Below are 12,900 nucleotides of genomic sequence, written 5' to 3'. Positions count from 1 at the left end.
CACGGTGGTTCCCCGGGGGTGCGCATCGTGATTTCCCCGAGGCTTCACGCCGAGGGCGGACGAAAAAAAGCCACTCGGCTTGCGCCGAGTGGCTTTTTGACTTTTTAACCGAAGCTGGCTTGCGCCAGCGTCAGATTAGAAAGCGTGACGGATACCGAAGTCGTAGCCGGTGGAGCTCTTCGGGGTGAAGGCGCCAGCTGCGTTGTTGTAGAAGGCCGGGCCGCCAACCGTCAGGCCAGCACCGTTCTTGTTGCTGACGCGAGCGATCGTTGCGTACAGAGCCGTGCGCTTCGACAGGTTGTGCACGTAGCCCAGAGCGATCTTGTTGGCCTTGGGATCAGGCGTGTTCACAGCGAACAGGGTCGCAGGCGTGTTCGTGTCGTACTTGACGTGCGACCACGAAGCGCGGATCAGGCCAGCGCCGACCGGCACGGTCACGCCGAGCAGGTAGCCGGTCAGATCGATGTCGGGACGGCCGCCCAGGAGAGGCGTCACTTCGTAGTCGATCTTGTTCTTGGCCTTCGACAGTTCACCGAACAGCTTCACGGGACCGAAGTCATACGAAGCGCCCAGGTTCAGGGTGTTGACCTTGGTGGTCGTGCCAGCGTAGTAGTTGTCGCCAACCGTGCTGCTGCCGTAAGCCAGTGCAACGTCCAGAGGACCGTTTGCGTAGCCGAAGCGGCCGCCGATGTAACGGCCTTGGCGCTGGCTGTTAGCAACGTCAGGCGTGAAGATGCCCGAGTTGTACTTGGTCTTCTCGGCGAAGCCGTACTGGAACTGGCCATAGAAGCCGCCCAGGTTCGGCGGCAGGAAGTAGCCGACGGTGTTGCTGGCGCGAACGTAGTTGCTCGAACCGACGTTGGCGAACGAACCAACGGTAGCTGCGGGGGTACCGAAGCCGCCGAAGCCGTTGTTAGCCGTCGAGATCAGGTTCGTACCAACGCCGTTGGTGCCGAACGGGTCGAACACGGTGTCGTTCCAGAACGTCGGGGTGTAGTCACGGCCCAGACGGATTTCACCGAAACCGCCCGACAGGCTGACGGTCGAACGACGAGCGAACGTTGCAACGCCTTGGCTGCCGTCGTCGTTGTTGATCGGGGCTTCGAGCCAGAAGCTGGCTGCCAGGCCACCACCCAGGTCTTCCGTACCACGGAAGCCCAGACGGCTGGAGTTGTAAGCCGAGTTAGCCAGTTCACGACGGCTGGTCTTGACCGAACCTTGGTTCAGGTAGACGGGAATGCCGAAAGCGTTGGGGAAAACGGTCGCGCGGTTGTCGCGCGCGGTGTTCGAGTAGCCGCTGATCGACGCGTCGACCACACCAAACAGCGTGACGGACGACTGAGCCGAGGCAACACCGGCAACAGCCAGGGCAGCCAGAGCAACTAGAGATTTTTTCATTGCAAGTTTCTCCAAGGTTAAACATAGGGCTCCGGTGCGAAGGGCTCACCGTGACTGGCACTTTTGTGCTCCCACCGGACCCCGGGCCAACCTCCTTTTGGGAAGTTGATGCTATTGCACCAGAGCCGCTGCGGCAGGGCAAAACAAATCGCCCGAAATCTTGGATGGCCCGCGCGTTTCGTTGCACGCCTGCAACAAAGGACTTATGCCCCGAGATACACCATATTGTGAAAAATCGTGCACCGGTGGCGGGGCATTTCCCATGTGCGTTCAAATAGCCCCATGACGCTCATGATCGACTCAGTTCTGACCGCGGCAGATTCGGCGTTGCGCACGCTTTTTGCCCGCCCCCACGCTACCCGGGCGATTCCAGCACCCTCCCAGGCGACGGGCGAATTGAGCGAAGCAGAGCGTCGGGAAGCCGGGGCCCTGATGCGCGTGAACCACGTCGGCGAAGTCTGCGCCCAGGCGCTTTACACGGCCCAGGCGGCTGTGGCACGCGATCCGGCGCTGCGCGCTCGCTTCATCGAGGCGGCGCACGAAGAAACCGACCACCTGGCATGGACCCGGCAACGGCTGGATGAACTGGGCGCCCGCCCATCGATCCTGAACCCGCTCTGGTATGCGGGTGCTTTCGGCCTCGGCCTGGTCGCGGGCCGACTGGGAGATCCGCTGAGCCTGGGATTCGTCGCCGAAACCGAACGCCAGGTGGAGGCCCACCTGGACAGCCACCTCGACCGCCTGCCATCTGGAGACAGCGCCTCGAGGGCAGTGGTCGAGCAGATGAAAGTCGACGAAGCCCGCCATGCGTCGCAGGCCGTCGACGCCGGCGCGGCGGAGTTGCCGGCGCCAGCCAAGGCGATGATGCGTGCCGCCTCCCGCGTGATGACCACGCTGGCACACCGCATCTAGGCTGAGCGGCTCAGGTTTCGATCAGGTCGAAACTGGTGGTGATCTCGGCCGTCTTCGCCAGCATGATGCTGGCGGAGCAATAGGTGTCGTGGCTCAGGGCAATCGCGCGTTCCACGGCGGAGGCCGGGATTCCCTTGCCCGCCACGGTGAAATGCATATGGATCTTGGTGAAGACCTTGGGATCTTTCTCGGCTCGCTCGCTGGTCAGCTTGACGCTGCAGCGTTCGACACGGTGCCGTCCACGCTTCAGGATCAGCACCACGTCATAGGCGGTGCACCCACCGGTACCGGCCAGAACGGTCTCCATCGGCCGCGCCGCCAGGTTCTGGCCGCCATTCTCAGGCTTCGCGGCATCGGGGGCGCCGTCCATCATCAGGACGTGGCCGCTGCCCGTCTCGGCAACGAAGCCCATGGCCGATCGCGTGCCGGCATCGCCGGTCCAACTTACTGTGCATTCCATGGTTTTCGGGTTTCCAGGTCTGGGATGCAGGGCAAAATGCACGCCAACATCCATTTGTGTGTGGGAAAAGCATCACTCGCTTGTTGCAACGCAACAAACAGTCGATATACTTTATTTCATTGCGCAAACGTATGCGCACCCAGTTGTCTCCTCCACCCTTCCAATTGGTGGATTTAGCCCCGAGCTGCAAAGCTCGGGGCTTTTTTCTTGCCCGAACGGCCTCGTCCGCCCTGTCACCACTCTAGCTTTCACTCGAAAAGGGCAGTTGCTCTGGCTGCCCTGGCTGTTGCCGGTGTTGCCTCGGCTCAGTCGTCCGTCACGCTGTTTGGTGTGGTCGACGCGTCGATCAGCGGCTACTCGTCGAGTTCGCGTGATCTGAAGCCTACCGTTCTGCCCAACAGCTTCGGGGCAGCCACTTACACGAACCGGGGCAGCGTCAAGGTCAGCCGTACGGGGGTGTTCAATTCTGGGTACAACTCGAGCCGCCTTGGCTTCCGCGGCACTGAAGATCTGGGCGGCGGTCTGGCCGCCAGCTTCTGGCTCGAAGCTCCCATCACTGCTGACGACGGCGCTACCGGCATTTCGACGTTTGCTCGTCGCTCGACCGTGAGCCTGTCGGGCGGGTTTGGTGAACTGCGCATCGGTCGGGACTACACCCCGACTTTCTGGAACGACACCGTCTTCGACCCCTTCGGCACCAGCGGTGTGGGCGCCAACCTGATATTCACGGCCAACGGCTACAACGCAGAGACCTATGGCGCCAAGGACACCGGCGGCTTCGGGGGCAACCAGAACTATGCCCGTGCCAGCAACTCCATCGGCTACTTCCTGCCGCCCAACCTGGGCGGCTTCTATGGCCAGGTGATGTACGCTTTCCACGAGAACGACAAGTACAGCAACGGCGGGTTCACACCCAAGGACAGCAGCACCTCCAAGAGCCGCGCCGGGCGCTACGTCGGTGGTCGCTTCGGCTATGCGAATGGCCCGCTGGACGTCGCAGTGGCATACGGCAGCAGCACGGTCGCCGATCAGTACTACGCAGGTACCACGGACTACGTGAAGACGTTCAACCTGGGTGCTTCCTACGACTTCGGTCCTGTCAAGCTGTTCGGCGAACTGTCGCGTGCCAAGAATTCGCGCGACTATGCAATCACACCCATCATCGGAGCCCGCCCCGACGTGGATCTGAACGGCTACCTGCTCGGTGTGACCGTCCCCGTCGGCGCAGGACTCATCCGTGCGTCTTATTCGGCCGTCAAGTACGACTACAACCAGCCGTTCAATCCGTTCGGCTTGAACAATCGCGATCCGAAGGCGAACAAGCTCGCGCTGGGCTACGTGCACAACCTGTCGAAGCGAACGGCTCTGTACGCGACCATCGCTCGTGTCAGCAACAAGAACGGCGCATCGCTGACGGTAGGCGGCCCTGGCTTCTACCAGGCCTCCGAAAACGTGTTCAAGCCGAAGACGTCGACGGGCTACGACTTCGGCATTCGCCACGCGTTCTGACCGTCGAACTTTCAAGTTCTTTGCCTGACCCCGATGCTGGCTCCTGCCAGTTCGAAGCGGCAACCAAGCCTCAAGTCGCCCGGCTCGCGCCGGGCGGCTTTTTGTCGTGTCCCCCGTCCCGTTTCAGGTTGCCCGGCTACGCCGGCTCTGCAGCAACCCCACATTCATTTCTCCGCTCAATACCGAGGCGTAGAAACGCTCGACCATATTGACGCTCGTGCGCGCGTTGCGCGCCAAGGTCAGCATGTCGATTCCTTGCCCGTACAGAAGCCGCAACGTGATGGCGGTATGGCGCAGGCAGTACAAGGTCCTCGACTGGCCCAGCGGCCCCTTCTCGAGCCCCGCCTTTTCGAGCACCCAGTGGAAGAAGAAGTTGAGCACCGCCAGGGCGTGCTCGCGGTTCTTCAGTTGCGGCATGAAGACGTAGTCTTCCGCGCCACCATATCCACGCTCCGCTCGATAGGCGATCAGGCATTCGTAAACCCGCACGGCGGGGCACAGGCTCACGATGGGCTGGCTGTGCCGCTTGGTCTCCGGCAGGCTCATCCGCAGATAGACGTGCTTGCCGCGCACGACTTCGATGTGCTTGTGCTTCATGAACTTGATGTCGCTCGGACGCACGAAGGTGTTCACCATCCAGCGGACCAGCCAAGGCAGTTCGTCCGGCATCACGAGCAGTTCGCGCGCTATCCAGAAACGCTCTCCCGCCGCCAGTTGATCGAGCACCGGGTGCGAGTGCCCGCGCAAGCTGCGCGCAGTCCTGATGATCGCGCGGTACTCCGCAACGCTGAAGCTGCCACGCGGCTGGCTGCGCACCTTGACCTTCGGGAATGCAGGCGCATCGCGAAGCGCGCCGATGTGGACGCCATGCATCACGACCTTGCGCAGCAGCACCAGGTACTGGGCAATGGTCGTGCTGGTGAAACCCTGTTCGCCGAGGTGATCGATCAGGCGTTGCGCGTCAGCCGTTGCAAACGACTGCGCCGGCACATCACCCAGCAACGGAACGATGTGCGCACGCAATCTGTTGCCCATCACTTGCCACGTGGCACGCCCGATTTCCTTTCTCTGAACGCGCGCGGCTTCCGCCTGCATCAGCCTCTTCGAAAGGTCGCTGACAGAAATTGATAACAGATTTTGCTCATTTGTAATTTGATCGGCGGCCATATGGATCGCGGGATAGGTGCGTCCAAAAAATCCCGAATCATTTGCAGCTGGTGCCTTGTGGAGGAGGTTTATGACATTTGTGTCCATGCCATATCTCGCATGCAATCTCGATGCCTCTTATCATCGGCAGTTAGCAAATGAAAACTCCCTTGGAAAAAATCGTGCAAGACGCACCTCTTAAAACAACACTGACGCCCGCCGACTATCTCAGAAAAATTCTCAATGCCCGGGTCTACGACGTTGCTGTCGAGTCCGCGCTGGAGAAAGCGCGCGCGCTGAGCGAGCGACTCGGCAACACAGTTCTATTGAAGCGCGAAGACCAGCAACCGGTTTTCAGCTTCAAGCTGCGCGGCGCCTATAACAAGATGGCTCATCTGAGTGCAGCCCAATTGGCAAGCGGCGTGATTTGCGCATCGGCCGGCAATCACGCACAAGGCGTTGCATTGGGTGCCCGCAAGCTCGGCACGCGTGCGGTGATCGTGATGCCGGTGACCACTCCGAAACTCAAAATCGATGCGGTGCGCGGTTTCGGCGGAGAAATCGTGCTGCATGGCGACAGCTATTCGGATGCTTATCTGCACGCACTCGATTTGCAGACAAAGCAAAACCTGACCTTCGTGCATCCCTTCGACGACCCGGACGTCATCGCGGGCCAGGGCACCATCGCCATGGAAATACTGCGACAGCACCAGGGCCCGCTGGATGCGGTGTTCGTTGCGATCGGCGGCGGCGGCCTGATCTCCGGCGTGGCCAACTACATCAAGGCGGTGCGCCCCGAGATCAAGGTGATCGGCGTGCAGATGAACGACTCCGACGCGATGATGCAATCGGTCGCGGCCCACCAGCGCGTGAACCTTCCCGATGTCGGCCTGTTTTCGGACGGCACGGCCGTCAAGCTCGTCGGCGAGGAAACCTTCCGCGTCGCCAGCGACCTGGTCGACGACTACATCGCCGTCGACACCGATGCCGTGTGCGCCGCCATCAAGGACATCTTCGTGGACACGCGCAGCATCGTCGAACCGGCGGGTGCGCTGGCGGTCGCTGCCATCAAGGAATACGTCGCGCAGCATGGCCGCCATGGAGAAACCTATGCGGCGATCCTGTGCGGCGCGAACATGAACTTCGACCGGCTGCGTTTCGTCGCCGAACGCGCCGAGGTCGGCGAAGAACGTGAAGCCCTGTTTGCCGTCACCATGCCCGAAGAGCGCGGCAGCTTCCGCCGCTTCTGCGAACTGATCGGGGAGATGCCCGCCAGCGATTCGGAAGCTCCGGGCACCGGCGGCGGCGCGCTGCGCAACGTGACGGAGTTCAACTACCGCATAAGCGATGCAGCCAAAGCGCATGTGTTCGTCGGCCTCACGACCTCGACGCGGGGCGAATCGGCCGTCATCGCACGGACCTTCGCCGCGCACGGATTCGACGCGCTCGACCTCACGCACGACGAACTCGCCAAGGAGCATCTGCGGCATCTGGTGGGTGGACGCACCGGCCTTGCGCACGACGAGCGCCTGCTGCGCTTTGTGTTCCCCGAGCGGCCGGGCGCTCTGCTCAAGTTCCTGAGCCTGATGCAGCCGAGCTGGAACATCAGCCTGTTCCACTACCGCAACCAAGGCGCGGACTACGGCCGCATCCTCGTCGGCCTGCAGGTGCCGGCCGGCGAATCCGCCGAGTTCGACGCCTTCCTCAAGACGCTGGGCTATCCCTACGTCGAGGAAACCGCCAATCCGGCCTACCGGCTCTTCCTCCAGGCCTGAAAAAGCAGAAGCCGGCGCAAGGCCGGCTTCGCTTCATCGCACCGAAATCCTGAAGAAAATTACTGGGCCGCCGCCTGTTGCTGCTGCGGTGGCGCTGCCATGGCGGCCGGTTGCTGCTGTTGCTGAAGCAGCGAGCCACCCGGCGGCGGCGGAGGAGGCTGCATCTGCTGCTGATGCATCTGCGGCGGAGCCGCCACGGAGGGCATGGCCGGGGGCGGCACAGCCACCATCGGTGCCGCCGCCAGCGCGGGAGTGGAAACGCTGATCGGCGCACGCACCGGCAGCTGCAGCGTGAATGCCGCCGGGCCATCGGCACGCAATCCGATCGTCGCCGAGCGCAGACCGACCGACTGCAGCACGTAGCTCTCGCCGACCGTCGAGCCGACGCGGAACGGCCGCGGCGGCTTGCCATCGATGGAAATCAGCGCCGCTCCCTGCCTGGAAGGATCGGCCACCACACCGGACAACGCGAAGCGGCTGGCGGCTTCCGGGGCCACAGGCGCCGTGCGGGACTCGGGCAGCACGCCCAGCAGACGCGCCACCGAGTCGGAGTCCGCCGCCACCGAGGGCCGGGGCATGGTCGCGGCAGCGGCGACGGCATCGGTCGGCGACGCCAGCCGCAGCGCCCAGAACACCGCGGCACCGGCCGCCAGCGCCCAAAGCCCCGTCGTTGCAAGTGGGGCATGCCAGCGGGCGGCGGAGTAAGGACTTGTCATGGCCGCGGATTATCATGCAGCGCGCCTTCCGAATCATGTCTGCCCAAGCTATGAACAAATTCCTTCGTGCCGCCACCCGTACCGCCCAACGCGGCTTCACGCTGATCGAGCTGATGGTCGTGCTGGTCATCATCGGCGTGCTGGCGGCACTCATCGTCCCGAACGTGATCGAGCGCGCCGACGACGCCCGCGTGACTGCCGCCCGGACCGACATCAACAACCTGATGCAAGCGCTCAAGCTCTACCGCCTGGACAACCAGCGCTACCCCACCGCCGAGCAGGGCTTGCAGGCGCTGCTCACCCGCCCGACCACCGGTCCGGCCGCCCCCAACTGGAAGCCCTACGTCGAGAAGCTGCCCAACGACCCGTGGGGCCACCCCTACCAGTACCTGAACCCTGGCATCAAGGGCGAGATCGACGTGCTCTCGTTCGGCGCCGACGGCCAGAGCGGCGGCGAGGGCAAGAATGCCGACATCGGCAGCTGGCAGTAGCAGCGGCGGCTCGGACGCGCCGCTCCGCACTCCCCATTCACGCCGCCTCCAACGGCCAGGCGGCTTCACGCTGCTGGAGCTGATCGTGGTGATCGCCATCATCGCGATCGCCACCGCCGCCGTGAGCTTCGCCATCCGCGACACCAACGCCGCCAACCTCGACCGAGAAGCCGACCGCCTGGCCGCCCTGCTCGAATCGGCCCGAGCCCAGTCGCGCGCCAGCGGCATCGTGGTGCGTTGGCGGCCGGTGGAAGGCAGTTTCAGGTTCGACGGCCTGCTGCCCGGCTCGCTGCCCGACGGCTGGGCCGCCGAGGGCATCACCGCCCAGGTGTCGCTCGCCAACGGCACGCTGATTCCGGCACTGCAGCTCGGGCCCGACCCGATCATCGCGGCGCAGCAGGTCATGCTCTATTCCGCCGGCCCGCCCGCGCGCGCCCTGCGCATCTCGACCGACGGGGTGCGCCCCTTCACCGTCTCGGCGGTTCAATGAGAAATACGCGGCGCCCGCTTGCTTCGCGCTCCCGCATCGGCGGCTTCACGCTGATCGAGGTGCTGATCGCGCTCGGCATCGTCGCGATCGCGCTGGCCGCGGGCTCGCAGGCCACCATGTCGCTCACACGCAATGCGCAGCGCCAGTCCGATCTCGTGCTGGCCGACCTGTGCGCCGAGAACGAGCTGGCCAAGGCCCGCCTCTCGCGCCAGATGCCGGCGGTGGGCGACTCGGGGTCGATCTGCCTGCAGGCCGGCATCTCTTTCAACGTGACCACCTCGACCATCCCGACGCTGAACCCGAACTTCCGGCGCGTCGACGTGCAGGTGCGCGACCAGGCCGACTCGCCCATCCTGCGCATCTCAACCGTGGTGGGGAGGTACTGAGCGATGCAGCGACACCCTGGCGCTCGCATCGCGCGCGGCTTCACGCTGATCGAGCTGCTTGTCGCCATCGCGGTGATGGCACTGCTCTCGCTGGTGAGCTGGCGCGGGCTCGACAGCATGTCGCGCGCCACCACCCAGAACCAGCAGCGCGCCGACGCCGTGCTCACGCTGCAGGCCACGCTGGCGCAATGGGGAGCCGACCTCGACGCCGTGACCACGCTCGCCCAGACCCGCCCCATCGACTGGGACGGCCGGGTGCTGCGGCTCACGCGCCGCGGCAGCGACGACACCGCGCCGTCGGTGCAGGTGGTGGCGTGGACGCTGAAGTCCGGCCCCGACGGCGTGCGCTGGCGGCGCTGGCAATCGCTGCCCTTCACCACGCGCGGCGAATGGCAGCAGGCCTGGAACCTGGCGGCCGCCTGGGCGCAGGACGGCGGCGCCGGCTCGAACGGCGGCTACAGCGACGTGGCGCTGGTGCCGGCCAACAGCTGGCAGATCTTCTTCTTCCGCGACAACAGCTGGGTGCCGGCCAGCCAGTTGCCCGTCACCCAGCCCAACCCCAACAACCCCTCGGGCCCCGTCGTCGCCATGCCGGACGGCGTACGCCTCGTCATCACGCTGCCGCCCGGCGAAGGCCTCTCGGGCACGCTCACGCGCGACTGGGTCAAGCCGACCGTCGGAGCGCCGAAAACCTCATGACGCAGACGCCCGCAAGGACCAACGACGGCAGCAAGCAATCGCGCCAGCGCGGCGCCGCCCTGCTCGCCGCGATGCTGACCGTGATGCTGGTGGCCACCTTCGCCGCCGCGGCGCTGTGGCAGCAATGGCGCTCGGCCGAGGTCGAAGGCGCCGAGCGGGCGCGCGTGCAGGCGGCCTGGGTGCTGATCGGCGCGCTCGACTGGTCGCGCCTCATCCTCGGCGAAGACGGCCGCGCCGGCGGCCCCGACCACCTGGGCGAGCCCTGGGCCGTGCCGCTGGAAGAGGCGCGGCTCACCAGTTTCCTCTCGGCCGAGAAGAACGTGGCGAGCGACAACCTCGAAGGACTGCCCGACGCCTTTCTCTCGGGCCGCATCGTCGATGCGCAGTCCAAGCTCAACGTGCTTTCGCTGGTCGACAACGGCAAGCCGGTGCCGGCGGCCGTCGCCACCTTCACGCGGCTGTTCAACCTGCTGGGCCTGCCCGTGTCGGAGCTCAGCCTGATGACCACCGGTCTCGCTGCCGCGCTTGCCACGGGCACTGCGACCGACGGCAGCAGCAGCGGTGTCGATTCCAGCGCCGCGCCGCTCATGCCGCAGCAGGTCTCGCAGCTGGTGTGGCTGGGTCTGTCGGCCTCGACGGCCGCGGCGCTCGAGCCCTACGTGACGATCCTGCCGGTGAAGACCACGCTCAACCTCAATACCGCGAGCGCCGAGGCGATCAGCGCCAGCATGGAGTCGCTCAACATCGCCAGCGCGCGCCAGCTGGTGGACCGCCGCTCGCGCGCCTTCTTCAAGGACATCGCCGCCGCCAACGCCGCCCTGCCCAGCGGCAGCGCGCCCTTCAACGCAGCCCAGCACGGCGTGGGCACACAGTTCTTCGAGGTCTACGGCAAGCTGCGCCTCGATCGCACCTACGTGGAGGAACGCTCGTTGCTACAGCGAAGCGGTGTCACGGTGACGACGATCTGGCGCACGCGCGGCGCCGGCGCAACGCTCACTCCGGTCAAACCCTGATTTCGATGCATTATTTGTAGCCAAAAAGCCTTCCAGAGCGCGTCACATCAGCGTGATACGCTATGAAAAACAGAGCGCCATCGTGTCGGACGCGCACCTACAATCACCGGCTTTTCCAAGATCCACATGACTCCCCTGCTGCTCATTGCCCCCCTCCCTCCGGCCGATGCCGCGGGCGAGTACGACTGGGCCCAGGCAGGCGACGACGGCATTGCATTGCGCAACCAGGGCCGGGCGTTGCTGGCGCTGCTGCCCTCGAGCACGGAGGTCATGCTCGGCATTCCTTCCGCCGCGCTCTCCTGGCACCGCATCACGCTGCCCAAGGGCAGCATGGGCAGCGCCTCGAAGCTGCGCGCCGTGCTCGACGGCCTTCTCGAAGAACACCTGCTCGACGAGCCCGAGGCCCTGCACTTCGCGCTCGAGCCCGACGCCAAGGCCGGCGCGCCCGTTTGGGTCGCGGCCTGCAATCGCATCTGGCTGCGCACCATCGTGCACGGGCTCGAAGCGGCCGGCCGGCGCGTGGTGCGCATCGTTCCCGAATTCACGCCGCAGCCGGCCGACGGTCCGCCGCTGCTGCTGGTCACCGGCGAACCCGAGGCGCCGCGGCTCACGGTGTGCGACGCCGACGGCGTGGTCTCGCTGCCGCTGGCCGGCGCGGGGCTCGCGCTGTCGGACGGCCTGCCACTGGACACCGCAGTCATCTCCACCGAGCCCGCCGTGGCCGAGGCCGCCGAATCGCTGCTGCAGCGCCGCGTGCCCATCGTGCAGTCGCCGCAGCGCTGGCTGCAGGCCGCGCGCACGCCCTGGGAGCTCGCTCAGTTCGACCTCGCGGTCACCGGCCGCGCGCGTGCCGGCAAGAAGTTCGCCTCGGTGATTCAAACATTGCGCTATGCGCCCGAATGGCGCGCCGCGCGCTGGGGCGTGGTCGCGCTGCTGCTGACCCAGCTGATCGGCCTGAACGCCTGGGCCTGGAAGGAGCGCAACGCGCTCGAATCGAAGCGCCAGGCCGCCAAGGCGATGCTGACGCAGACCTTCCCCTCCGTGAAGATCGTGGTCGACGCGCCGGTGCAGATGCAACGCGAGGTCGCATCGCTGCAGCAGGCCGTGGGCGACGTGGCGAACAGCGACTTCGAACCCATGGTCGGCGCGCTCGCCGCCGCCCTGCCGCCCGGCAAGGTACCGAGCGCCGTCGACTACAGCGCCGGCCAGCTGCGCCTGCGCGGCCTCGGGCTGCAGCCGTCGGAGGTCTCGAAGATCACCAATGCGATGGCGCCACGCGGCTACAACGTGCGCACCGAAGGCGACCTCCTGCTGGTACAGGCCGAGGCCAACCGATGAACTTCAGCGAACAGCTCAAGGCCCGCTGGGCCACCCTAGAAGTGCGCGAGCGCCGCATGGTCTATGCCGCCGCGGCCCTCGTGGCGCTGGCCCTGCTCTGGTGGATCGCGCTCGCTCCCGCGCTGCGCACACTGTCCGCGGCGCCGGCCGAACACGCTCAGCTCGATGCGCAGCTGCAGCAGATGGCCACCCTGCAGGCCCGCGCCAAGGCCCTGCAGTCGCAGCCCCGCCTGAACCGCGACGACGCGATGCGCGCGCTCGAAACCTCCGTGCGCGAGAGCCTGGGCACGAGCAACGCGCAGCTCATGGCATCGGGAGGTGACAGCGCCGCCACCGTCTCGCTGCGCGCGGCGCCCGCCGCCACCGTCGCCCAGTGGCTCGGCCAGGCCCGCGGCAATGCGCATGCGGTGCCGCGCGAAGTCCACCTGACCCGCGTGCCGGCCTCGACGCCGCCGCCATCTTCGCCCGCCGCCAAGGACGCGCCCAGGACACCGCAGGTCCGCTGGGACGGCACCGTCGTCATGGCGCTGCCCGCGGCGCGCTGAGAAAGAACGGCAGACGACCCGC

At 65.7% G+C, this 12,900-nt stretch carries 14 protein-coding genes; 10 read left to right on the top strand and 4 right to left on the bottom strand.

What is annotated here, in order from left to right:
- Positions 1-135 precede the first annotated feature (135 nt).
- Complete coding sequence (locus tag ABL838_RS05900; protein ID WP_418124655.1) at positions 136-1,398, bottom strand: porin; 1,263 nt, start codon at positions 1,396-1,398, stop codon at positions 136-138.
- A 282-nt stretch (positions 1,399-1,680) separates the two neighbouring features.
- Here ABL838_RS05900 and coq7 point away from each other — a divergent pair, with 282 nt between their 5' ends.
- Positions 1,681-2,310: a 2-polyprenyl-3-methyl-6-methoxy-1,4-benzoquinone monooxygenase gene (gene coq7, locus ABL838_RS05895; protein WP_126025688.1), complete on the top strand. Its 630-nt coding sequence runs from the start codon at positions 1,681-1,683 to the stop codon at positions 2,308-2,310.
- A 10-nt stretch (positions 2,311-2,320) separates the two neighbouring features.
- Here coq7 and ABL838_RS05890 read toward each other — a convergent pair whose 3' ends face one another.
- Positions 2,321-2,770, bottom strand: coding sequence for an OsmC family protein (locus tag ABL838_RS05890; RefSeq protein WP_126025708.1), 450 nt, complete (start codon positions 2,768-2,770; stop codon positions 2,321-2,323).
- Between the two features lie 270 nt (positions 2,771-3,040).
- On the opposite strand from ABL838_RS05890, the gene ABL838_RS05885 reads away from it, so the two are divergent.
- Positions 3,041-4,279, top strand: coding sequence for a porin (locus ABL838_RS05885; RefSeq protein ID WP_418125836.1), 1,239 nt, complete (start codon positions 3,041-3,043; stop codon positions 4,277-4,279).
- A gap of 123 nt (positions 4,280-4,402) precedes the next feature.
- Here ABL838_RS05885 and ABL838_RS05880 read toward each other — a convergent pair whose 3' ends face one another.
- Entirely contained in the window at positions 4,403-5,533 is a 1,131-nt protein-coding gene (locus ABL838_RS05880; RefSeq protein ID WP_418124654.1) for a hypothetical protein, read from the bottom strand.
- Positions 5,534-5,583: 50 nt separating this feature from the next.
- Between ABL838_RS05880 and ilvA the strand changes: the two genes are divergently transcribed.
- A complete protein-coding gene (gene ilvA, locus ABL838_RS05875) occupies positions 5,584-7,200 on the top strand; it encodes a threonine ammonia-lyase, biosynthetic (protein WP_418124653.1) in 1,617 nt (538 codons plus the stop codon).
- Between the two features lie 59 nt (positions 7,201-7,259).
- Here the strand turns inward: ilvA and ABL838_RS05870 are convergent, their stop codons facing one another.
- Positions 7,260-7,916, bottom strand: coding sequence for a hypothetical protein (locus tag ABL838_RS05870; protein ID WP_418124651.1), 657 nt, complete (start codon positions 7,914-7,916; stop codon positions 7,260-7,262).
- Between the two features lie 50 nt (positions 7,917-7,966).
- Here ABL838_RS05870 and gspG point away from each other — a divergent pair, with 50 nt between their 5' ends.
- The 7 genes from gspG (at position 7,967) to gspM (ending at position 12,878) form a co-directional block, all read left to right on the top strand.
- On the top strand, positions 7,967-8,407 hold the full coding sequence (gspG, locus tag ABL838_RS05865) for a type II secretion system major pseudopilin GspG (protein WP_184634988.1): 441 nt from the start codon (positions 7,967-7,969) through the stop codon (positions 8,405-8,407).
- Entirely contained in the window at positions 8,382-8,897 is a 516-nt protein-coding gene (locus ABL838_RS05860; RefSeq protein ID WP_418124649.1) for a prepilin-type N-terminal cleavage/methylation domain-containing protein, read from the top strand. Before gspG ends, ABL838_RS05860 begins: the two co-directional genes overlap by 26 nt.
- Entirely contained in the window at positions 8,894-9,283 is a 390-nt protein-coding gene (gspI, locus tag ABL838_RS05855; protein WP_126025681.1) for a type II secretion system minor pseudopilin GspI, read from the top strand. The genes ABL838_RS05860 and gspI overlap by 4 nt, the downstream gene beginning before the upstream one ends.
- A gap of 3 nt (positions 9,284-9,286) precedes the next feature.
- Positions 9,287-9,982 carry a PulJ/GspJ family protein gene (locus ABL838_RS05850; RefSeq protein ID WP_418124648.1) on the top strand — a complete coding sequence of 232 codons (696 nt, stop codon included), beginning with the start codon at positions 9,287-9,289 and terminating at the stop codon, positions 9,980-9,982.
- Entirely contained in the window at positions 9,979-10,995 is a 1,017-nt protein-coding gene (gene gspK / locus ABL838_RS05845; protein WP_418124647.1) for a type II secretion system minor pseudopilin GspK, read from the top strand. The genes ABL838_RS05850 and gspK overlap by 4 nt, the downstream gene beginning before the upstream one ends.
- Positions 10,996-11,121: 126 nt before the next feature.
- Positions 11,122-12,333, top strand: coding sequence for a type II secretion system protein GspL (gene gspL, locus ABL838_RS05840; RefSeq protein WP_418124646.1), 1,212 nt, complete (start codon positions 11,122-11,124; stop codon positions 12,331-12,333).
- Positions 12,330-12,878 (top strand): type II secretion system protein GspM, encoded by a 549-nt coding sequence (gspM, locus tag ABL838_RS05835; protein WP_418124645.1) that lies wholly within the window; start codon positions 12,330-12,332, stop codon positions 12,876-12,878. The genes gspL and gspM overlap by 4 nt, the downstream gene beginning before the upstream one ends.
- Positions 12,879-12,900 lie beyond the last annotated feature (22 nt).

Origin of the sequence: Variovorax sp. 160MFSha2.1, assembly GCF_048305075.1 — a bacterium.
Classification (GTDB): domain Bacteria; phylum Pseudomonadota; class Gammaproteobacteria; order Burkholderiales; family Burkholderiaceae_C; genus Variovorax; species Variovorax guangxiensis.
Note: the sequence above shows the minus strand (reverse complement) of the source record. Positions and strands in the feature narration are given on the sequence as shown.